At 47.4% G+C, this 23,157-nt stretch carries 16 protein-coding genes; 6 read left to right on the top strand and 10 right to left on the bottom strand.

Features of this window, described 5'->3' with window-relative positions; translation table 11 throughout:
* Window positions 1–3: 3 nt before the first annotated feature.
* Together H5715_RS19660 and H5715_RS19655 are read right to left on the bottom strand one after the other, a co-directional pair.
* The gene (locus H5715_RS19660) at window positions 4–672 is read right to left on the bottom strand and encodes a DUF4956 domain-containing protein (protein WP_075186590.1); all 669 of its coding nucleotides are present in this window, start codon (window positions 670–672) and stop codon (window positions 4–6) included.
* A gap of 602 nt (window positions 673–1,274) precedes the next feature.
* The gene (locus tag H5715_RS19655) at window positions 1,275–1,565 is read right to left on the bottom strand and encodes a hypothetical protein (protein WP_175574289.1); all 291 of its coding nucleotides are present in this window, start codon (window positions 1,563–1,565) and stop codon (window positions 1,275–1,277) included.
* A 518-nt stretch (window positions 1,566–2,083) separates the two neighbouring features.
* On the opposite strand from H5715_RS19655, the gene H5715_RS19650 reads away from it, so the two are divergent.
* Window positions 2,084–3,349 carry an endo-1,4-beta-xylanase gene (locus H5715_RS19650; protein ID WP_083608110.1) on the top strand — a complete coding sequence of 422 codons (1,266 nt, stop codon included), beginning with the start codon at window positions 2,084–2,086 and terminating at the stop codon, window positions 3,347–3,349.
* A 33-nt stretch (window positions 3,350–3,382) separates the two neighbouring features.
* Window positions 3,383–5,311, top strand: coding sequence for a sialate O-acetylesterase (locus tag H5715_RS19645; RefSeq protein ID WP_083608109.1), 1,929 nt, complete (start codon window positions 3,383–3,385; stop codon window positions 5,309–5,311).
* 169 nt (window positions 5,312–5,480) lie between these two features.
* Here the strand turns inward: H5715_RS19645 and H5715_RS19640 are convergent, their stop codons facing one another.
* Both H5715_RS19640 and H5715_RS19635 read right to left on the bottom strand, forming a co-directional pair.
* Window positions 5,481–5,870, bottom strand: coding sequence for a VOC family protein (locus H5715_RS19640; protein ID WP_075186586.1), 390 nt, complete (start codon window positions 5,868–5,870; stop codon window positions 5,481–5,483).
* 225 nt (window positions 5,871–6,095) lie between these two features.
* On the bottom strand, window positions 6,096–8,282 hold the full coding sequence (locus H5715_RS19635) for a YgiQ family radical SAM protein (protein WP_075186585.1): 2,187 nt from the start codon (window positions 8,280–8,282) through the stop codon (window positions 6,096–6,098).
* A 212-nt stretch (window positions 8,283–8,494) separates the two neighbouring features.
* Here H5715_RS19635 and H5715_RS19630 point away from each other — a divergent pair, with 212 nt between their 5' ends.
* Window positions 8,495–9,205, top strand: coding sequence for a GntR family transcriptional regulator (locus H5715_RS19630; protein WP_075186584.1), 711 nt, complete (start codon window positions 8,495–8,497; stop codon window positions 9,203–9,205).
* A 68-nt stretch (window positions 9,206–9,273) separates the two neighbouring features.
* On the opposite strand, the gene H5715_RS19625 is transcribed toward H5715_RS19630, so the two are convergent.
* Both H5715_RS19625 and H5715_RS19620 read right to left on the bottom strand, forming a co-directional pair.
* Window positions 9,274–10,935 carry a GH35 family beta-galactosidase gene (locus tag H5715_RS19625; protein WP_075186583.1) on the bottom strand — a complete coding sequence of 554 codons (1,662 nt, stop codon included), beginning with the start codon at window positions 10,933–10,935 and terminating at the stop codon, window positions 9,274–9,276.
* Between the two features lie 220 nt (window positions 10,936–11,155).
* The gene (locus tag H5715_RS19620; RefSeq protein ID WP_083608108.1) at window positions 11,156–13,963 is read right to left on the bottom strand and encodes a TonB-dependent receptor; all 2,808 of its coding nucleotides are present in this window, start codon (window positions 13,961–13,963) and stop codon (window positions 11,156–11,158) included.
* Window positions 13,964–14,901: 938 nt separating this feature from the next.
* Here H5715_RS19620 and cysE point away from each other — a divergent pair.
* Window positions 14,902–15,702 (top strand): serine O-acetyltransferase, encoded by an 801-nt coding sequence (gene cysE, locus H5715_RS19615; protein WP_075186581.1) that lies wholly within the window; start codon window positions 14,902–14,904, stop codon window positions 15,700–15,702.
* 71 nt (window positions 15,703–15,773) lie between these two features.
* Here cysE and H5715_RS19610 read toward each other — a convergent pair whose 3' ends face one another.
* The 4 genes from H5715_RS19610 to H5715_RS19595 form a co-directional block, all read right to left on the bottom strand.
* Complete coding sequence (locus H5715_RS19610; protein ID WP_075186580.1) at window positions 15,774–16,934, bottom strand: hypothetical protein; 1,161 nt, start codon at window positions 16,932–16,934, stop codon at window positions 15,774–15,776.
* Window positions 16,935–17,041: 107 nt separating this feature from the next.
* On the bottom strand, window positions 17,042–17,980 hold the full coding sequence (gene epmA / locus H5715_RS19605; RefSeq protein WP_075186579.1) for an EF-P lysine aminoacylase EpmA: 939 nt from the start codon (window positions 17,978–17,980) through the stop codon (window positions 17,042–17,044).
* A gap of 65 nt (window positions 17,981–18,045) precedes the next feature.
* Complete coding sequence (gene efp, locus H5715_RS19600) at window positions 18,046–18,615, bottom strand: elongation factor P (RefSeq protein WP_075186578.1); 570 nt, start codon at window positions 18,613–18,615, stop codon at window positions 18,046–18,048.
* A 337-nt stretch (window positions 18,616–18,952) separates the two neighbouring features.
* On the bottom strand, window positions 18,953–19,765 hold the full coding sequence (locus H5715_RS19595) for a DUF2884 family protein (RefSeq protein WP_075186577.1): 813 nt from the start codon (window positions 19,763–19,765) through the stop codon (window positions 18,953–18,955).
* Between the two features lie 325 nt (window positions 19,766–20,090).
* Here H5715_RS19595 and epmB point away from each other — a divergent pair, with 325 nt between their 5' ends.
* Both epmB and H5715_RS19585 read left to right on the top strand, forming a co-directional pair.
* Complete coding sequence (gene epmB / locus H5715_RS19590; protein WP_083608106.1) at window positions 20,091–21,131, top strand: EF-P beta-lysylation protein EpmB; 1,041 nt, start codon at window positions 20,091–20,093, stop codon at window positions 21,129–21,131.
* Window positions 21,132–21,244: 113 nt separating this feature from the next.
* Window positions 21,245–22,972: a PilZ domain-containing protein gene (locus H5715_RS19585; RefSeq protein WP_075186631.1), complete on the top strand. Its 1,728-nt coding sequence runs from the start codon at window positions 21,245–21,247 to the stop codon at window positions 22,970–22,972.
* The last annotated feature ends 185 nt before the right edge of the window (window positions 22,973–23,157 follow it).

The following is a 23,157-nucleotide window of genomic DNA, read 5'->3' as shown; positions in this document are numbered from 1 at the left end:
CTCTTAATTAAGTTCGCGGTTGGCTACAACATCAATCGCAATACCAGATTCATACTCGACCAACATTCGACGAAATATATCTAGCTTTTCCAAACTCGCGATATCAGCAAAAAACAATAGGGATGTAGATTGATCATCCTCTGAAAAATGCTTAAGTACGGCTTTATCAGTGTTTTCTTCTACAATTTTCGATATAGGGGCAACACCGGCCGTTTTAGCTGAACGGCTGATCACGTTGATATTGTAGTTTCCTAGCGGCGCAGTCTTCTGGGTTTTAGCACTGAAATGTGCGCGTAAAATTATTAGACTAACAATAAACGGCGTTGCCACTAGGATAATCGCAAACTGGAAAGCACCCAGACCGATACCAATTGCAATAATAAAAAACAGGTAGGCAATTTCTTCAGGCTCTTTGATTGCCGCACGAAAACGAACAATGGACAACGCACCCACCAAACCAAGGGACAGCGCAATAGAAGACTTCACCACGATAATAATCAGCGTTGTAGACATAGTGATGATAAGGAAGTTACGAGCAAATACAGTACGATTGGAAACGGAATTGCCGTATGTTTTGTACACCATAGCGACAATAGAGGGCAAAACTCCTGACAAAACCATAGCGTATAGGTAATCAGAATATTCGATCAGCTGGTTAATTAATGATTGCATACTTATTCCCGGAATTGATAAATCTGAACAGCACTCCGGTACTCCAACAATTAAAACCAGGCTCCACCATACGTAGGGCGAAATAAAAGGATAGACCTTTCTAGCCAATAGACTGGAAAAGAGTGCTTTTTAGGGATTCACAGTAGAAATTGGTTATTTTTATTGTTCCTAAAATTCCCCTGTAATATTACGTTAACATAAATGACATAATTATGTAATTCGATTTATCGTTATATGCTTCCCTTAAAGCATTTTGTAGACGAATATAATTTCCCCGGGGCTTTCAACGCTCCTTCACTGAAGGACTCATGCAATTGCCGCAAGAAACGCGCGCAGACAGGCGCTCTATATTTTTCGTAGTTTTTCGCTAACAATTACATTCCCGCCCCATTCTTTTGCATCAGTTTTTAAATAGGGTGAGGAGTGAAAAAAATAACCGACAGCCTTCCTGTCTAAGAAATCGGTACACTAACAACCATTCAGCCATTAGCCTAAATCAATGGGGTGATGCAATTTATTTTTTATCACGTCTTGATGCATTACGGATAAAACAGATACAAACACTTTGTTTCCGTAGTAACAGATAGGGATATTTCTATAACCTAATAGGCATGGGGAGTGAATAAATGGAGATTAAGGGCTTTCGACAACAAAAAAGTCTGATTGGTGTTTGCTTGGAAAGCGCTAATTTTTTCTTGCCGGAGAAAAAGCTGCGCTCTTTCGTTTGTCACATTGTTGCCATTCGCCCCATAGGGTAATGCTGCAAACCAGCCCGCAATTTTTCGATTAATGAACGGCGACAGAATGAGTGACAGCCAAACCAGGCACGAACCGTTACCGGTATGCGGTATGCGGTATGCGGTATGCGGTATGCGGTAGTTTAGATTCATCATAAAGCCCGAGTAGCGCTCCGTTATACCCTAAAAGAAAATGACTCCTGCAGCTATTCTCTCAGGCCAGCCATTACCAGCAGATGCCCACATTCATCACTACACACAAAATACGGCTGTTTGCTCCGTTCAATGGACAGCTACTCGCAATATCCCAGAATAGGTACTAGACAAGTCTGCTGATATTACCAAGGACGGCGAAAAGTGGGCTTTTCAGCAACCGTTTCCAGGCGCGCATTAAAAGTCACGCGGGCGCACTTCTTTCGACTAACTTGGTACACCCCCCTCCACTGAGACAACAGGCACAGCGGGGTTGGGGCCACGTTAGACCCGTCATGCACCTGCCTGGTCAGTCCCGCAACGGGGCTACCCAGCGGGACATATCGCTTAGATGATTAGTAAATCGACTGCACATAGCCCGTCCTTTAATGCCCATTTACACAGAGTGGGGTAGAATATAGTAATCATGACTATAAGCTACATTAAGTAACGCGAGTGCCGCCATCCTCAAGAGAGCTACTATGATATCAGTCCGTAGAGTAAACAAACTTCTTCTATCAGCGTCCCTATCACTGGTGATAGTCGCCTGCGGTGGAGGTGGAAGCGCAACGTCCAAGCAATCAAGCTCTTCCAGCTCTGCCAATACAAGCAGTTCTTCTAGCGAAAGCAGCCCGTCCAGCGAAAGCTCCACATCAAGCAGCTCGTCTAGCGAAAGTTCCAGCAGTCTGTCTTCCAGTAGTAGCTCGGAACCCACTGCTCCCAGCCTTTATACTCTCGTAAACTTCCCAGTGGGTATGGCTGTGTCGGCGGGTAACGAGAGCAGAAGCTTTCTGGATATTCCCGCAAAGCAGAGCACTATTCAACAACACTTCAACCAGTTAACCGCTGGTAACATTATGAAGATGAGCTATCTGCATCCGAGTGAATCCACGTTCTCGTATGGCAACGCCGATACACTAGTGAACTGGGCAGAAACCAATGGCCTCACTGTCCACGGCCACACCTTTATCTGGCATTCGGATTACCAGGTTCCCTCCTGGATGAAAAGCTACAGCGGCGACTTTGAAACCATGCTCGACAACCACGTCACACAGATCGCGACGCACTTCGCCGGCAAACTCGAAAGCTGGGATGTAGTGAACGAAGCGATCGATGAGAGTCAGCCCAACTGTTACCGCAACTCGCTTTTCTATCAGAAACTGGGGGCGGACTATATTGCTAACGCCTTCCGTGCGGCCGATGCGGCAGATCCCGACGTTGATCTTTACTACAATGATTACAGTACCGAGAATGGTAGCGCGAGCAGCACCAAATTTAACTGCCTGCTGCAACTGGTAGATGACCTGATCGCCGATGGGGTGCCTATCGACGGCGTTGGCTTCCAGATGCATATTCAGATCGACTGGCCCAGCGCGAACGATATTGGCGCCGCCTTCCGGGCCATTGTCGACCGCGGCCTAAAAGTAAAAATTACCGAGCTAGATATTCCGGTCAACAACCCCTACGCCAGTAGCGCTTTTCCGCAGTATTCCACTTACTCCGACGAAGCCGCTCAACTGCAGAAACAACGCTACAAAGATATTGTTAGCACCTACTTAGACGCTGTACCCGCGCATCTGCGTGGCGGCGTTACAGTTTGGGGGTTGTGGGACGGCGACAGTTGGCTACTAACCCTGGGGGATCGCGCGGGTACCGACGACTGGCCACTACTGTTTAGCGGCCCAGCCAATGGCCCTTACGAAGCCAAGCCAGCTTTCTACGGGGTTGAGGAAGCCCTATCACAATAACAAACATTTAAACGATAATTTTGAGAGTGTCCAATGAATAAACTCAATTTAAAGCGACTGATGCTGATGGGGCTAGCACTTTGCCCCATGGCACATGCCGATATATCCTTACCCAAATTATTGAGCGATGGACTGGTTCTACAGCGCGAGATGCCAAGTACCCTCTGGGGCTGGGCAAGTGACGGTGAACCAGTAACCATGTATCTAAACAAGAAGAAAGTGGGCGCTACAACGGCACGCAATGGCGAGTGGTCTTTGAGCATCGATGGACTCACCGCTGGTGGCCCGCACACCCTTACCCTAAAAGGTAACAACAGCATCACTCTGAAGGATATTTACTTCGGCGATGTATGGGTAGCCTCGGGCCAGTCCAATATGCAAACCCCCATGTATCGTGTAGAAGAAATGTTTGCCGACGAGATCGCCGCCGCAGACTACCCATTGCTACGTCAGTTCACGGTTCCCCGCGTAATGACCTTTGATGGCCCTGCAAAAGATTACGAGGGTGGCCAGTGGGAAAAATCAACTCCCGAACTAATACGTAATCACTCCGCTACGGCATTTTTCTTTGGCCGTAAAATTATGCAAGAAGAAAATGTGCCCGTTGGTATTCTCAGTGCAAACTTCGGCGGCTCCCCCGCAGAATGCTGGATGAGTGAAGAGGCCCTCAAACCCTATAAACCCCAATACGAAAGGGGAAAAAGCCTTCAAGACACTGCTTATCTTCAATCATTACAAGATGCTGACCAAGCGGATATCGATGCCTGGTTTCACCAACTAAACAGCACAGATCTCGGCCTGCAGAACAGCTATGAAAAATCTATTGACGACAGTGGCTGGCAACAACTCAGCATTCCCGGCCTCTGGCAAGATCAGGGTTTGGACGCCATGGCTGGTATTGTTTGGCTCCGCCGCACGATCGAGCTTCCCGCCGAGGCAGAGGCTAAACCTGGCTTTCTTCGCTTGGGTACCATCGTCGACGCTGACACGGCCTATATCAATGGCGTAGAAGTAGGAAAAACCTACTATCAATACCCTCCTCGCCGCTACCCCGTAAAAGAGGGCATTTTAAAAGCAGGGAAAAATACCATTACCCTTCGCGTACAGGTCGAAAATAAACGTGGAGAGTTTGTTGTCGAAAAACCCTACTACCTCAAAGTTGGCGACCATCAGGTTGACCTGACTGGCAATTGGAAATACAAGATTGGCACCGTCATGGCCGACGCCCCCAAACCTCGCCGGTTTGTTCCCTGGAACGAACCGCTCGGCTGTTACAACGCCATGCTCGCACCCCTGTTTAATATGGGCATCAAAGGAGTTATCTGGTATCAGGGCGAATCCAACACCGGCAACGCTCAAGAATACGAGCAACTATTCCCCCACTTAATTCGACACTGGCGCGAGCAATGGAACCAGGGAGATTTCCCCTTCCTGTTTGTCCAGCTGGCCAACTATATGAAAGCGCACCCTCAACCAACGGAAAGCCAGTGGGCGGAAACCCGCTTTGCACAGTTTAAAGCCTTAAAAGAACCCAACACTGCGATGACCGTTGCTATCGATGTAGGGGAATGGAATGACCTCCACCCCCTAGACAAGAAATCTGTGGGCGAACGGTTAGCGCTATCAGCTCAGGCTCTAGCGTATGGAAAAGCCAACCTGGTTTATTCCGGTCCACTGCTCAAAAACATCAGCGCGAAAAAGAATAAATTGATTGTCCATTTCGACCATATAGGGAAAGGCTTGGTCGCAAAAGGCAAAAAGCTTGGCGGCTTTGCTATTGCCGGTGAAGACGGTAAATATATTTGGGCCCATGCAAAAATCAAAAACAACACCGTTGTAGTGTGGCACAAAGATATTAAAAAGCCTGTTCACGTACGCTATGCCTGGGCGGACACGCCAGAAAATGCCAACCTATACAACAAGGAAGGTTTACCAGCTTCGCCATTTGAGGCAGGCATTTAATCCTCTAGCACGCTAGAACTAGAAACACCACCGAACACAGCGTCCGGTGGTATTTCTTATCTAAGCATATTAAGCCCGCAAGACCTTTGCTTTCGCTCCTTCGGCTAAGGCCCCTAATGGAAGGGCATGCCGGAATCACATCTTACGCATGGCTCCCCAAAAACGCCGCTTATACCGTTATTTCTACCCGGTTTTTTTCGGCATCGAGAACTAAACTTTCGTAATAGCCATCGCCAGTCTCTCTGGGCCCATCCAACACGGCATAGCCATCCAATTTCAGGCGCCTCGTCAATTCGTCTACCTTCCCCCTGGAACCGACCGATACCGCAAAATGAATAATCCCCTTATATTGCTGCAGTATATCGTTAGCATTCCCAGGTATTGAATCCATCTGCATTAACTCTAACCTTGACCCCTCAGAAAAGCTTAAAAAATACGATTGAAAACCCTTTCGCGAATTAACATATTTATTATTGGCTTTGGCATCGAAATATTTTTCGTAGAACGCTTTTAGCTCTTCGATGTTTGTTGCCCATATGGCGATATGTTCAATTTTCATAATTCCAAACTCAAAAATCGTACGGATACCCCTAGGAGCATGTAAGTAAACTCAAGTGGCCTTTACGTAACCTACAACGTTTGACTGCTTGGCAAACGGTACCATTAATAGCCCTTAACAAAAAAACGACGTCGTAGGTGAACGCGACCTTTATGGTTTATACGTTTCTCTTGCACCACAACCACTGGATAGAAAATACCCCCTGTTATGACACAGAATGACGCACTAGCGATTCCTACGCTTGGGGCTCCGGCTATTCCGGCCTTTAACTGGTAATTGTTGTTGCCGTTTATCCCCTCGCGCCGCGCGGGCCGGGCCCGCGCCCGTTCGTTTCTCACTACTGCGTAATCGCAGTTCCCGCTCCTCGCTAGGCACAAGGTGCTGAGGCGAGTCGCCGATCAGATCGTTGCGCCCCATGCTGCGCAACGCTTTGCGCAACTCAGGCCAATTTTCCGAATCGTGGTAGCGTAAAAAAGCCTTTTGAACTTTTCGCTGCTGCTTATCTTTTGGAGTAAAGAGTTTTTTTGACTTATAGGTTAAATGTTTTAGCGGGTTACGATCAGAATGGTACATCGCCGTTGCCAGAGACATGGGTGATGGATAAAAGGTTTGCACTTGATCGACTTCGAAATTGTGCTTTTTCAACCACAGGGCGAGATTCATCATATCTTCATCTTCGCAGCCCGGGTGCGCGGCGATAAAGTAAGGGATTAAATACTGTTTTTTTCCTGCTTCCTGCGAAAATTGATTAAACATCTTCTCGAAACGCTCGTAGGCTCCCATTCCCGGCTTCATCATTTTTCCCAGCGTGCCTTGTTCGCTGTGCTCTGGTGCAATTTTCAAGTAACCACCGACATGATGTGTGACCAGCTCCTTCACATATTCGGGGTCTTCCACTGCCAGGTCGTAGCGCAAACCCGAGGCAATAGCGACAGTATGAATGCCTTTGATTTTTCGTGCTTTGCGATAAAGCTGCGTTGTGGGGCTGTGGTCTGTATTCAGGTTTTTACAAATACCAGGATAAACACAGCTTAGCTTTCGGCAGGAAGCCTGAATATTTGGGTCGTTACAGTTGAGGGTATACATATTGGAGGTTGGCCCCCCCAAATCTGAGATGGTACCGGTAAAGCCCGGCACTTTATCGCGAATATCCTCAATCTCCTGCAAAATAGATTTTTCCGAGCGGCTTTGAATAATCCGGCCTTCGTGTTCTGTTATTGAGCAAAAGGTGCAACCGCCAAAACAGCCACGCATAATATTGACGGACGTTTTAATCATGTCGTAAGCGGGAATTTTCAGTTTGCCGTAACTAGGGTGCGGCACACGCGCATAGGGCAGACCAAAAACATAATCCATTTCTGCAGTAGTCAACGGAATGGGCGGTGGATTTACCCAAATTTCCCGTTTACCGTGTTTTTGTACCAATGCACGAGCATTATGAGGGTTGGCCTCCTGATGCAATACACGTGAAGCATGAGCATAGAGCACCGGGTCGTTGCTAACCTTCTCAAACGAGGGTAAGCGCACACAAGTGAAATCTCGCTGCAGATTTTGCTCTTGCCGCCGCAGGGGCATAGGCACAACACGAATCGTTTGCACCCCCTCATCCTCCGCCGCTTCCTGAGATGTCTTTTCACAGTCATTGCCAGCAATATATTCATACGGGTTGGGCATGGCATCCAAGCTACCCGGCCAATCGATACGAGAAGAATCCAGTTCAGTAAAACCGGCAGGAACATGGGGGCGGATGACTGTTGTACCGCGCAGATCGGTGATCTCTTTTATCGACTCCCCGTTAGCCAGACGATGGCTAACTTCTACAATTGCTCGTTCCGCATTACCGTACAGCAGAATATCCGCCGTGGAATCGACCAATACCGAGCGACGAACTTCATCACTCCAATAATCGTACTGGGCTATCCGACGCAAGCTCGCTTCGATACCACCAATAACCACCGGCACATCTTTCCAAGCCTCCTTACAACGTTGGCTATATACCGTGACGGCACGATTAGGCCGGCTTCCCCCTTCGCCTCCAGGCGTGTAGGCGTCGTCATGACGAATACGCAGATCGGCGGTGTAGCGATTAATCATAGAATCCATATTGCCAGCGGTTACCCCAAAATACAGATTGGGTTTACCCAGCGCCTTAAACGGCTCGGCACTGCGCCAATCCGGTTGGGCTATAATGCCCACGCGAAAGCCCTGCGCCTCCAGCAGCCTCCCCATCACTGCCATACCGAAGCTGGGATGATCTACATACGCATCCCCGGTAACTAATATAATGTCACAGCTATCCCAGCCCAGCTTCTCCATTTCCTCAACGGAAACCGGTAAAAAGGGGGACAAGCCGAAACATTCGGCCCAATAGCGCGGATACTGTTGTAATTTTGGAGCTGCAATCTGGGGCATAATTTCATTTTTGAGAGATGGGGATTCAAGGAACCTCTAAACACGTCCATGCTGTCGAAGGCTTGAACAAAGATCCCGTAGTTTAACGATATAGCGCATTAGCACCAAATGAATAAATACAATAAGCTGCCGATATAACCTTACAAATACTGTACAATTATATTTCAAAAAAAGAGTGGAATGACTTTAAGCTCTGCCCAGGGGGAGAAAACATGACAACCAATACCGACCAAAAAGCACCAAACAACCCACAACCTATTTCGTATAATTTATCGACGCCGAATCAACTCTTTGAGTATATCCGCGATGAAATTGTGGGTATGGTTTTAGTCCCCGGCGAAAAAATCCCCGAAAATCAGTTGGCTCAAAAATTTGGCGTCAGCCGTACTCCAGTGCGCGCAGCGCTGGCAAAGCTTGCTTCGCTTGGTTTTGTCGAAGTTCGCCCACAGCGAGGGACCTTTGTTACCAAGCTGAGCATGCAGAGTATTTTGGAAGCACGTTTTTTAAGGGAGGCCATCGAAGTCGCCGTAGCGAGCTTTTTAGCTGAACACCCCAATACCGAGCTTATTGAAGAATGTGAAAACATTATTGAAAAACAAATTGCGGCGGCAAAAAACGAAGATGCCCTGGCCTTTCAACATCTGGACGATCAATTTCATATCACCCTATCAAATGCGACAGGCTTTACACGTGTCAGCCAGAAAATGGAGGCAGAAAAAGCTCATATGGATCGCGTACGCAATTTAAGCTTGGTTGAACTAACCGGTCAGTACGACCACGTTATTCAGCAGCACAAAGCTATTTTGAAAGCGATTAAAACCGGCTCAGCCGATAACGCAAAAAAAGCAATGGAAGCACACATGAAAGATGTCTTTAATATTTTAAAAATAGCACCGGAAAAGCATCCGGAATTTTTTATTTAAAGCCATTATCGACTAGCGCTCGTTCCCACCCCATACAAAAGCATGGAGAGGGACTATTATCCGACAACTTATTGGTAACGGTAGAGCTTAACTCTCTGGATACCAAATTCCCCTGCGACCAGCCTGACGTGTCTTCCTTGATGGGTCTGGTCACCGTTATTCCATAAACGATTCTGCCATTTTCCTTTTAAATATTCTCCACTCTCTGCGTAGACAATACCGGCCTGCTCATTAGGCAACAATGAATCGAAAGTAATGGTCAAGCCAATACCTGCAAACAGATACTCGTCGTCAGACAGCTGAATAACCAACCCACCAGCGGGAACACGGGCACCTCTTGAGACATCTCCGCTCTCGTTGATCACACCATCGGCCAGTGGAGGCGGAGTCGCATATTCAAATTTCACATGCATCTCATAGCCCCCCATACGTATTTGCTGCGGCGCTTTTTGCTGATCACTTATTTGCAGAAAGCCGCGCATGGCCTTACGGCCCTGGTATTTGAGAATCAACGGTTCCAGCTGCTCCACGAGAGCATAACTTTGACCAAGCAGATTCTTAGCTGTGCCGGAAATTGATTCTATGCCAAAAGGGCTAAAACCCATGGCATCGTGCTCGGAAAGCGCGTAAAGCGCATTAACGGCAGCCTCATTACTGCGCAGCGCTTCCGGGATAAACAACGGGTTGCCGTTGCGAGTGTACTTTTCCGTCCATTCGGTAAAGTTGGGAAAGTATATGTCTGGAGCAAGAAAATCAATGGAGGGTGCTGCCGCCCGCCAAATATCGATCAGGTGTGGCAGAGGGCCGGCACTGATATGTTGGCCTGGCTGATAACCTGGGCGAACGAGAGCTGCATTTACGAACATGGGAAGTGGATATTCCGCTTTGCCCGCTTTGGTCACCTGCTCGGTATAGACGGCAAAATACCATGCCATAAAAAACTCTTCGGTTTGGGGCGAATCGCCAAAAACGTCTACCCACGTACCGGTCATTTTATAGCTAGACTTTGCCCACGCTTGATTTAATGCCTGCGTTAGTGTCTGTTTATTCGCACTTAAATACTGCATTAATTCGGCAGGAACGAGAGAGCCAAACTGTTGGCTGGCCATCGGACTGTAATCGCGAGCATGCTCAACCATGCCAATTTCATTTTCTGGCTGGACCATAATCACGGTCTGGTCTTTGTCGTTTCTTTTAATATGTCGCATCAGGGCCCCGAACGCACGAGCATCGGTTTCATAGTTTTCTTTATGAAACGGCGACAGAATTTCAAACGCCTGCCCACTGCGATCTCTCGAGCGTGGGAATCGGTCATAATCGACTTTCACCCATTCTGGGCAGTAAGACGACATACTATTTTTCCAGCTGGCGAACCAAAGAATAACCAGCTTCATATTGTTTTTCCGAGCATCGGCGATTAACCCATCGACCAAGGTAAAGTCAAACTTACCCTCGACCGGTTCCATTAAATCCCAATAAACCGGAGCCACCACTGTATTCATATTTAATTGCTGGAATTTACTCCAGAATGGTTCGAGGTGCTCCAAATTTGAAGCCGTGGAGTTACTTAGCTCTCCACCGCGAATCAGAAATGGCTTGCCCTCAACAACTAGCTGAGTTGCCGTACCCTGCTTTACCAAATGAGGAATGTCGTTTGCGTACGAAGACAAACTTAAAAATATAGCGACGCAAGCATGGAAAAACAAAATATGGTGTATGATTTTTTTCATGGTTCTTCACCGAATTTATTAAATGCAACGGATCAATCGAATAGGAAGACTTACGGGAGACAGGAGTATGATATTGGACGATAGTAAAAACCCACAGTTTGAACGTGTAGCAGATAATTATTTTTTCTCAATTATAAAAATCCCCCATCTTTCAATGGGGGCCAGTTCGACGCAAACCCTCCACCACTATATGGAGGGATTAGCTACTACCCAAGTAACACTAGAAACTTCCGCGAATACCAAAGGTGTAAGTTGCACCGGGGAAGTAAGCATTGAATGTTTGACGCTCATCATTATCAATCGTTGAGGAAATCGCCTCATTGGTAATGTTGTAGGCATCAAAGGTCAACGTTAGTCCGTAGTCTTCCAGAACAGGCAGATCATAACTTGCCGAGAAGTCTACCTGCGCACGATCCCGTCCAGTCACGTCCTGTCCCCAGGAGTTAAAGGCGTATGCGCCTTCCTGGTTATAGTACGTTAAGCGAGTCTGAAAACCCTCGTTCTCGTAGTAGGCTGTAACGTTATACGAATCAGAGATGCCCGTAATTTCGGCGCCTTCAGGAGATTCATCCGTAATGCTGTTGGCGCTGGCATTAAAGCCCAAGCCTTCCAGAACAAAATCAAGCGGCTGAACCCAAACCAATTCATAACCGGTCAAGGTACTTACGCCGCGCGTATTCACTTTTGTTTCAACACTTACCATACAGTTGGGATTGCAAATCGCGGCCTGAGCCACCTGTGTTGGGAGAAGATTATCAAGCTCAATTCCCCAATTCCCCAGGTTGTTCAAATTATCCTGAAGCGTATCTGCAATCGTAAAGCCAGTGATATCTTTTGTGTAATAGGTCAGGCCAACGTATCCCATATCACTGAAATACCATTCACCACCGATATCGAAGTTTGTTGATTCAAATGGCGATAAGGTCGGGTTACCGGCTTTGATTTTATCGATACCAGAACCATCCCACTCAGAGTTAGGGAACATATCTGCAGGGTTAGCACGGGTCAAACTACGAGAAGCACTTGCACGAACCTTGACATTGTTTACCACGTCATACACCGCACTAAAAGAAGGCAGTATCCGCTTGTAATCTTCTTTTGTCTCACCCGACATGGTGGCTACATACTGGTCTGTATTAACCATTCGTATGCCACTGTTAGTTTTGAGCTCTCGACCTGCAACTTCTGTTGTTGTGTTTGCCTCGAGATAGTAAGCCGTTACTTTTTCCTCAATAACTGTGCGCGTTAGCAATTCCGTTTCAATGGAATTGTAATTAATAGCGCCCTTAACAGCACTCCAATCGGTGGCTCCAAAACTAGTAAGACCGTTCCAACCGTCGATGTTCGAACCAAAATCAACGGTTCTTATGTAATCGCCCATATTGGCAACCATGTCAGGCAGGCCATTCGCAGCCAGGTATTCATTCATGCTTACACTGTCATCGCCATCTGTATCCAACGCAATATCAAAAGACGGCTCAAATGTTTCTCGATTGGCGTTTATCTCTTCTGAAGAGAAGCCAAACCTGAACCCGTTAGCCTCGGCATCTTCACCCAACTCAAAGTCAACATGAATCCCCATGGTATCGGTTTCTCGCTCGGTGTGCCCGTAGCGGAATTTGTCTTCGTCATCGTTAACGCTGTAGGCACTGTAGTCATCCAGGGCGCTGTGATTCACAGTGGGCACTACATCATCATCATTAATGGTCAAAGTTCCCGGTGCGGTAAAGACGAGCCCGTAGGGGTTATCGCGAACCAATTCCGAATCCGTTTTACTCAAAGAAGCATCCATTTTTAAAATGTCATTGATATGCCATTCAAAGCTAGGCATCACACTCACAAATGAAAGATCTTCGTTATAGTCGCGTGAACCAACCCAGGGAGCACTACCATAGAAAGTACCACTTTCTATGCGATTTTTGTCATCCAACTGGATATTGGAAAGAACCGGGGCATGAATATAATTGCGACGATAGATATGCATTAGCTCATCGCGAACATAATCATTTTTAGCATCGGCACTAATGATATCCAACGCAAATGACATATCTTCGTTGGGCAGGTATTCGAATGACAGCAACGCTGAAACACTATCCTTTTCACCGGATGTGGTGGCCAAACGGCCAATATAGGGAAGCCCCATACCTGCAATTTCTTGATCAGAGAGCCCGGAAACCTGGTTGACATCAATAACACTGCCAATGGCCACTCCGGGATTAGCTGCTACATAATCCGCCGTAGCTACATCACCATGTCGGATACCCGCACCAGATTCGTCGCGACAACCGTTTCCATCTTCTGCAATTAAACAGGTCTGCTGGGCCACGTTGCCCGTTGTCTCGTAACCATCAATACCATGCGCATTATTCTGGGCCACTACCGTAGCCAGAACGCCAAATTTTTCATCCGAGAAACTGTAAGAAAGAACAGCCTTAGGGCTGAACTCTTCGGTGGTGTCTTTGTATTTACTTTCCAGTGAAAAGCGAACACTGTGGCCATCACCGAAGTCGGAAGCACGAGCGGTGCGCATGTCCACGTAGCCGGAGACTCCACCTTCGATTTGCCCCGCAGTTGCCGTTTTATTAACACTCAAGCTCTTGAACAGCTCCGTGGGGAACATGTTCAGATCAACCTGACGCCCATTGTTATTGGCATTCATGTCACCAGTCGATGCCACAGCCATTGAGTTGCCATTCAGTACCACTTTGGTGAATTCTGCACCCAAGCCCCGTACAGAAATTTGCTGTCCCTCACCAGTAACTTCACGATTAATTTTTACGCCCGGAATCCGGGAGAGCGACTCTGCCAGGTTTTGGGATGGCATCTTACCCATATCATCGGAAAAAACTTCATCGGAAAAACCAACAGAATCACGTTTGGCCTCTGTGGCGTTCAACAGCGCTCCGCGATAGCCGGTAATATAGACTTCTTCGAGTACAGCGTCTTCGTCTTGAGCCTGTGCGAGGCTAGCTGAAACACACAGACTTAACAGGCCCGCCTTGCTTAGTGTAAAAATTTTAGAATTCACGGTTTCACCCTCTTAAATTATTTTATTAGCTTCGTACTACGTAACCGAAACCTACCCAAAAGCGTTTGAATCTCATTCACTCTTTATAACTAGAAGGAAGATTACTGGCACTTATTATTGCATACATGTATACATCAATTCCGGTCTATGCGAATCCTAGCCATTTCAATGGATTTGGTCAACACAAGAAGTGTTATCAGCGCGTTGTAGTCATAAAATTTGTTGCGAAACAAAGCTTGCTGAAAAAGCTACGCCTAAAAGAAGTTTTTCATGAAATTTACGCATAGATACTGCTAGTTGCCACCTTCACCGCCTCTGAAATGGTTTTAATCCTAGCTAAAAGCCCTAATAAACGAGGCTCACAGCTCGCCAGCGGGCTTCCTGTGCTCATGTCAGTAACCACCTGCCACTTGACTGAACTGTCATAGCGAAAGGCTATAGTCGCATTATAGTACATTTACGCGTCGCATCTCTTGCGGCATAGAAATACCTCGTCTGCGGCAAGAATAGAGCGATATAGACCAAGAGTGATCCATCGGGAAAAACGATACGTACCCCATGGATCGGCTTTTTAGGGGCGCGACCAGTGCCGTTCTGGGGGTATTGTTTCAACGACAGTGGCTATATAGAAGCGCGGTAATGTTGCCTATGATAGTGGCCGCTATTTTTTAGTTCGATGTGTAGAGCCTCGCAGGACACTCGCGAGTAGCGCCGTTATGGGGCTGTGCTTACTGGCGCAGGCATATTTCCAAAAAAACTCATGAACAATACAGCTCCTTAAACACTGAGAAAGGAAATGTAGCCCTATGTCCAGAAGGCTCAATATCAATGCAAATGCCTTAACCTCACCCCCGCTCTACCAGAGTAGGTGGAAATATTTTTAGCCAGGCCTAATAATACGGCCTCTATTTCATCCCCTACCGGATCGGAGCACGAATATGCAGGCAAGCAAACCTGTAGCTGAGGATAGCGTTTGGCAAACCATTCGCGAAGAGACTCAGCGAGAAGCTGAAAACGAGCCAGCACTAGCCAGTTTTCTGCACGCCACTATTCTTAATCACGAAGTACTGGAAGGTGCATTAAGCTTTCACCTAGCCAACAAGCTGGCCAGCCCGGCTATTTCCGCACTGCAGATTCGAGAAATTATTGAAGACTCCCTCCAACAAGATCAGTGCATAGGAGAATCCGTACGCGCAGATATTAAAGCCGTTCACGAGCGCGACTCTGCCTGTGACTCCTACTTTCTGCCCTTTCTCTACTTCAAGGGGTTTCATGCCTTGCAGTCCTACCGCGTAGCCCACTGCCTATGGAAAAGGGGGCGGAAATCACTGGCGTATTTTCTACAAAGCCATATTGCACTTACCTTTGGCGTCGACATCCATCCGGCTGCTAAGATCGGCAAAGGAATTATGCTCGACCATGCGACCGGCATTGTGATTGGTGAAACCACTGTCGTGGAAGATGAAGTATCCATTATGCAGGCCGTCACTCTGGGCGGTACAGGTAAGGAAGCAGGCGACCGGCACCCCAAAATTCGCCACGGCGTACTGATAAGCGCCGGCGCAAAAATTCTGGGGAATATCGAAATTGGTAGAGGGGCCAAAATTGGTGCGGGCAGCGTGGTACTAAAGCCCGTTCCTCCCCACACAACCGTTGTCGGTGTTCCCGCTGAGCCGGTGGGCACACCTGCCACCGATTCGCCAGCGCTGGACATGAACCACCAGATTAACTGCGACTAAATCATCAACGCCCTCGCATGCGCGGGGGATTTTTATCTTATCCTACCTGAAATAGCGCTTCCCTGTACGAGCTATTTTGACTCTAGCTCCTCAATCAAATCTTTGTATACCCAGTCCACAATCAAATTGTGCTGCACCGAACCCCAAGCATAGATATAACACAGACAAATAAAGGGGATGGCCGCCAGTTTTACGACTCGGTTTGACAGAATCGAATCGTAACCAATAACGAGAGCCACAGGAGCCAACGGAATGAGGTAACGCGACAAATCCTGATGGAAAATAAAAATACTGAAACCGTAACTGACAATGCCGTAAAGAAACAAAATACGGCTGCGATTCCATAGCATACAAATACCCGCGCCGTAGAGGGCATACATCGCAAGGTATAATTCAGCAGACTGAACCTCTCCCCTATCGCTATAAATGGAAAACAATTTAAACGGGGTAGAATGAATCAGCGAATTTTTCACCGATAGGTTTACACCAAAATAAGCAAAAAAATCATTGTAATGAAAAAAGTAAAAAGCAAAGACCAAAAATAACGGTAAGCCTACGAGTGACAGCAACCAGAATCGATCCCATTTTTTTTCTATCAGCGAGTCAATAAAATAAGCAGCACCGATGAGCACACCCGTAATTCGGGTAATGCCACTCAATCCACCAAGTAAAAACGCCCATAGGTACTGCCCCCGTATGTAGCATAAAAGAGATGAGAGCGTTAAAAAAATAAACGGCGCCTCTGTCGCACCAACACTATGGTATATCAGGTATCGAGCGGGAATAAAAAGCGACAGAAATGCGGACCAGAGCGGCGACCTCACCAAACGGGTTTCTACCAATAGCCGAAAAAAAACCAGCGTTGCCGCCACCGTAAACAACATCGTAGATAACAACATGGCCACGTTATAGCCCGGCCCCAAAAACGTTAGCAACCAAATACTCACGGGATACAAAGGCAAGTGTGCGGCAAAGTATTCGGGCTTGGTATATGGGCTTAAAGGGTGATCCACAGGTACGCTGTAGAGCGCCTTGGCTAAATAAGCGTAATTGGGGCCGTCCCAATATCGAAAGACAGTATCAATATTCCCGTTCAACCAAAAAGGCAGGTAAAAAATGGCGCAACTTAACAGGGCGAGTATTGCCAATAGCAGATAGGGGTTCAACCGTAAGAGAGCACTTTCTGTTACCGTATAAAATGCTAAGCCTCGGTCGCCAATTATTTTTATCATTTTTTTCTGCCTAAGCAACAAGGGAATACTAGGTAAGGACAAAGCTTATTTACCATAAAGCCACCATCAAAAACGCTCACGAAGCCGCAACCCAGCTTACAGGAGAGTTAACTGCAATGGCTGGAAAAGCTGATCACCTGATCTATATGCTTTGCTCCCGTTAGACACATCAACAACCGATCTACCCCAAGGGCTACACCGGCACACTCAGGCATTCCCGCCTCCAGCGCAGCAATTAAGCGAGCATCCGGTTTAATCGCCGGACGCTGTAATTGTAGCCTTACGGCACAATCGTCAGCAAAACGAGCGTTCTGCTCAGCAGCATCAATTAACTCCCAATAGCCATTCGCCAGCTCGATACGGTGCCAGTAGACTTCAAAACGGCGAGCAACCGTTTCACCCTTTTCATTTGCGAGCGTTCTGGCCAACGCGCTTTGACATTGAGGGTAATCAAAAACAATTTGCACCCCATCGGGAAGGTTCGGCTCAACCATATGGGTAAATAAAAGATCCAACCACAAGCTTCGACGCTCATCTGGCCAGTCAATATTGAGTTTTTGATGCGCTAGCTCTCGCAGAGATTGCGTTGTTGCCGTGTGGGGATTTGCTCCACAAGCCTGTTCAAAAAGCTCAGCATAGGTGCTTTCTACAATGGTCACTCCAGGCTTTAACTGCTGAATCAACGCAATCACTTCGCCAGCCATCTGCCGATCATCAAAGCCAGGCTGATACCATTCCAGCATCGTAAATTCCGGGTTATGATTATTCCCCGCTTCGTCTTTACGAAAAGCTTTTGCCAGCGAATAGATTGCGCCGCTTCCACTAGCCAGCAGGCGCTTCATAAAGTATTCCGGCGAAGTTTGCAGATAGCGGTTCTCGCTTTCGACACAGAGGCTTTCCAGGTTTGGGTCGGTAACCGTGGTACTGGCCAACAGTGGCGTTTCAACTTCCATAACCCCGTGCGCACTAAAAAAGCGACGGATAACTGCTAACACTTGCGCGCGCTTTTGCAGTGACTTAATTGTGGCCGTAGGCTCCCAACTCATCTTTTGTCCATCCTATAAATGGAAAAGGCCGACAAGTTGCCGGCCTTTAGAGTGCTAAAAATCGCTTACTTGTTGGCGCGCCCCAGATACTCGCCTGTGCGGGTATCGACGCGAACGGTTTCTCCCTGGGAAAGAAAAAGCGGTACCTTCACAACGGCACCAGTAGAAAGCGTAGCGGGCTTGGTTCCGCCCTGGGCGGTATCACCTTTTAACCCCGGGTCGGTTTCAACAATTTCCAGCTCCACATGGTTCGGCGGCGTAACCGCCAGCGGCGAGCCGTTATAGAGGGTCACCACAACCGTATCCTGTTCGTTCAACCACTTAGCCGAATCACCAACCACCCCAACATCTCCCTGGTACTGTTCGAACGATTGCGGATCCATAAAGTGCCAGAACTCTCCATCGTTATAGAGGTACTGCAAATCGATATCCATTACATCAGCGCCCTCCAGCGATTCACCAGATTTAAAGGTGCGCTCCCATACTCGACCCGTTTTCAGGTTTTTCATGCGGACACGATTAAACGCCTGCCCCTTGCCAGGCTTTACGAATTCGTTTTCGACGATGGAGCAAGGGTCTCCATCGAGCATTACTTTTAATCCGCTTTTGAATTCGTTGGTTGAATAGCTAGCCATTACTCTTCTCGCCTGTTCTTACGCTGGCACAGTGCCATAGGTTGTTAATTTTACAAGGTATTTGCGGTATAAGCTCAATAGAAAGCCAACCAGGTTGCAGTCGGCTTTACATAAGCTGGTACTCTTCGCGGCCACCCCAATACAAAGTGACGCGCATTATACAGGAGCGCCCACTAGAGCGGTAACCCGAGCAAAATATGATCAACACCTATTCGCAAGCCTCGCATAAGACCGCCATGACTTATTTATATCTGTCCTAGTTTCCCTCCAACACTGAGATCAAAAGTACCAATACGCCTCGACTGAATCCTCTCACCCGATTGAGACGACAATAAGCTCAAAGCTCTCTTTCCGATAGCAGGCGATAATTTTCAAAACCCGGCACGAGATCGATAACGGTACGTTCCTGCTGAGTTATTATCCCAAAACTCTCACACAGCTGCTCCGCCTTGCCTTCAATATTTTTCGCCAGAGTGTCTGTAGATGCTTCTATCTGCTCTCCCATCGCGTCCATACGCTTACCAAAGGATTCCAAGTCGCCGTCCCTAGAGAATACTTCTCGCATTAAGCTGCCTAAAATACGAAATTTGGCCTTGTCGACAACCTCTTCGATCACCGCATCAAAATTCTGATCAAAATGATCGTTAAGCGGTGAAAACCCCTCCCAGCTGTTGCTTTTAGGCGAGCCATAGCGAACTATTTCAGAGTCGAAATGTTCTGTAATATCATCTCTTGCTGTTTGCAGCATCTGCTGTAACCCGGCGACTTCATCGTCGCGAAGGCCCAACAGTTCCGTCAAAACCTGCGAGGTAATTTGTTGCGCCATCGCCAGCGCCTCAAGGGCAATATCACGAACTTGCGGCACGGTAGCCCTAATGCTTTTCTGGTAAGTAACTATGGCCGCTCTGGAAGAGCTATCCAGCACCGGTTTTTCACCCCCCAAAACCATATCTCCATTGTGAGAAAGAACAACCTCAATAGCCGAGTTTTTAACAAACCGAATCTCATCCTCAGCAATTTCCAATCCGTAATTCAATTCAAGTGACTGGTTGTTATTACAACGAAGAGAAGGGGATCCGCTGTTGTGAGAAAAAACCGGCTGCGCCATCGCTAGCATCGCCGTAACACCGATAGCGAAAATAACTTTCATTCGAATGTCCTTGTTTAATTTAGTTGTGTGCAGCGGTGTCATAGCAGCAATAATGCCAAATAGAAATACATATAAAAAACAAAAGGTTAGAGAATACGGCCGTTAAAACAACACTCTCAGCAATAGCGAAAACAACCACTTGTTAGTCAATATTGTTAAACCACCAAAAATTGGTTTAAACAGATGCCACACCCCAAAAGCCACCGCAACAACCCCTCTTTCCATCGCTAACGCAAAAACAAAAGCTTCTGACGAGTACCCCCAGACTGTATATACTGCGGTGACTTAATCGGTCGATGACCAACCTGTTTACGCCAGAACTACGATGCCGCACGATTCCAAACGCCCAATACCACAGACAAATATAGAATTAACGCCAATCAATGCCCCACAAAGTTGGCAGGACGAACTGGCCAATCTGGTTTGCGAACCCGAACAATTACTCGATGCCTTACAGCTCGATGCTGCGAGTCTGCCAGAGATGAAGAAGGCCGCAGAACTTTTCCCTCTGCGTGTACCGAGGTCGTACCTCGCCAGAATAAAGAAGGGAGACCTCAATGATCCTCTGCTTAGGCAGGTGCTCCCCCTGGGAATGGAAACATTGGCAACAGAGGGTTATACCATCGACCCCCTCGGCGAAAAACAAAGCAACCCTGCCCCCGGTCTCGTACATAAATACCGTGGGCGCGTGCTGCTTATTGCCGCTCCCCAGTGCGCAATTCACTGCCGCTACTGCTTCCGTCGCCATTTCGATTACAACGCCAACACTCCCTCCCGCGAGAAGTGGCAGGAAGCCTTTCAATACATTATGGATGACCCATCTATTGAAGAAGTCATTTTAAGTGGTGGCGACCCCCTCGCGCTCAGTGACCGCCAACTCGGCTGGCTGTATAAAAAAATCAGCCAAATCCCTCACATCACCCGCATTCGTATCCACACACGTCTTCCTATTGTTGTACCATCTCGTATTACAACGGAACTACTTAATATCCTGAGACAATCACCATTGCCCACGGTGATGGTGACTCACTGCAACCACCCCCAAGAAATTGATGTGCACGTTCAACAAATGTTTAAGCAGTTAAAAGGGGTAACTGTCACCATACTCAACCAAGCGGTATTGTTAAAATCGATCAATGACAATGCCCCAATACAGGCTACATTAAGTAAACGGTTGTTTAGCTGCGGGGTAATGCCTTACTACTTACACTTACTGGACAAAGTATCCGGCGCAGCTCATTTCAATGTGGAAGAAGGTGCTGCCAAGAGGATTTATAACGAACTACTTGCCACGTTACCCGGATATCTTGTCCCCAAATTAGTTAGAGAAGCAGCCGGAGCAAAGAGTAAAACACCTGTTTTATAAGCGGATAAAACTCAACTTGAGATTAAATCGAACGCCGTTAATGATTTTTGCGCCAACTTTAGCGCTATACTGTAAGGACTACCCGAAAAAGGATGGAGCCCAGCCAAGCAACAATGAGCCCGCAAGCCAAATTACAATCGTACATTGATACGCTGCAGCTACCAGAGGCCGATCGGTCAAAGCTATCATTTTGTGCTGGAAAGAAGCCCTCAAAAATTCAAGCCTGGCTAAACGGCCTGCACACAACAAAAACATCTGAAACCGCCGCGATCTTCTATACGGCGCTGCCAGAGATTAGCCGTTTAAAGATAGATCCCGTAACTCGTCTGGAAATGTTTGAAGCTGTCCGGCCAGTAGCCCAAAACACTATCAAGGGCTTAACGCGAGACCTGTTTAACCAGTCAGTGAACACATCACCAGAAGCCCAAAAAACGTTTATCGTGGCGCAATCTATCCAAAAAGCGATGATCGATGGTTACACCCGGTGTGTAACCGATATTTGTCAGGTTAAGAAAATTCGTCCGCAACAAACATCGACGCTGACCATAGCTCTGCACCGCGCCATCACAGGAGTCGGCTTGGTCTTTCTACGCAACTACCAACTCTATTCTCACTTGCCATCAGGGTTCTGGCTTCGTTTGCATGCGCTTTTCCAGATAGCAGATTCTTTCGACTTGCTGGCCAAGCCCGTGCTCGACGACCAGCTCCAAACGACCCGTGCCACCAACATACAGTCAGCCTATACCCGCGTGCTGTTAATGGCGACGGCCAAATTGAATCAGGTTAGCCAACAGAACATCTCTCTCCTATTCGATGCTTTCGAGATCTGGGCCCAATACGTTCGGTTACATACGAGTAATTTTCAAGACAAAGAACTCTTCTACTTGTTAAATCTTTCCGCAGACCGTTCCCCAGTGTACAAATCGCGCTTTGAAGGCAATGCGAACGATAGAGTCGTGCAACTTAACCTGAAAGTTCTGGTTAGCCTTCTAAGTAAGCACTCGCCATCGAAGGTAGGCGACGATGAAGAGCAATCGGGATCGTTAAATATACCCATTGGCTTTCCCGACTCATTAATAGAACATATGCTCGGGTGCTGGAGCACCGTCAGCCAACGCCAACAGGAACGACAAAATGTGCACACAACCGCAGAGGTGTGCATCGGCTTGGTCAACGCGCACTATTACGTCAATGGCGGACAGGATTTCGATACGTTCGCCAGTCAAACGAGTCTCGAGGGAGACTTAAAACAGGGCGCGTTCAATACAATCACGTCTGGGGCATCCGGCTTATTCGACTTGCCAGAAAGCGGTGAAACACAAAGCTCCCCCCCAACGCATAAAATCAGCATTCAAAATGTAAGCGCTGGCGGTTGCTGCTTGGTGTGGAAAGGTAGCCCCCCCTCCAAGTTACAGTCGGGAGAATTGATAGGCTACAAAGAGGCCGGGCGCCACGGCTGGAGTATTGGCGTTGTTCGCTGGATTCGGCAATTTAAGGACAGCACCCAACTCGGAGTACAAACGCTCACCACCCAGCCCAAGCCTTACGGTGCAAGTCAGCTATACGATATGGGTGGCTATTCTGATTATATGCGCGCACTCTACATACCAGCGCTCAAATCAGGGCAAGGGCCTGCGTCCATCCTTACTGCATTTGCACCATTTAAGGAATACGACAAGGTTAAAATTTTCGATGGCGTAACCACCATTACAGCCAAGCTGACAAAAGTCCTATTCTCTACCGGAAGCATACGTCAATTTGCGTATCATCCTCTGGAATCGACAGATAAACAGGAAACCAGGAAGAAGGTAAGCAAACAGTTCGACAACGATTGGGATTAACGAACTGATACAAGTCATTGCATTTGAGTTTTGCTGGGCACATCACAGGGGCTATACTTATATATCTTGTAAACTTGTGTCACAAAATTTATAAGGCTTGGTTATATATAAAGATCAGGTAACATTAAGTTGATTACTTTGCCACATCCGCGGTTATATCCTATTTGCCGACCCACACAAACACA

It is taken from the genome of Teredinibacter haidensis, from assembly GCF_014211975.1.
GTDB classification, from domain to species: domain Bacteria; phylum Pseudomonadota; class Gammaproteobacteria; order Pseudomonadales; family Cellvibrionaceae; genus Teredinibacter; species Teredinibacter haidensis.
Note: the sequence above shows the minus strand (reverse complement) of the source record. Positions and strands in the feature narration are given on the sequence as shown.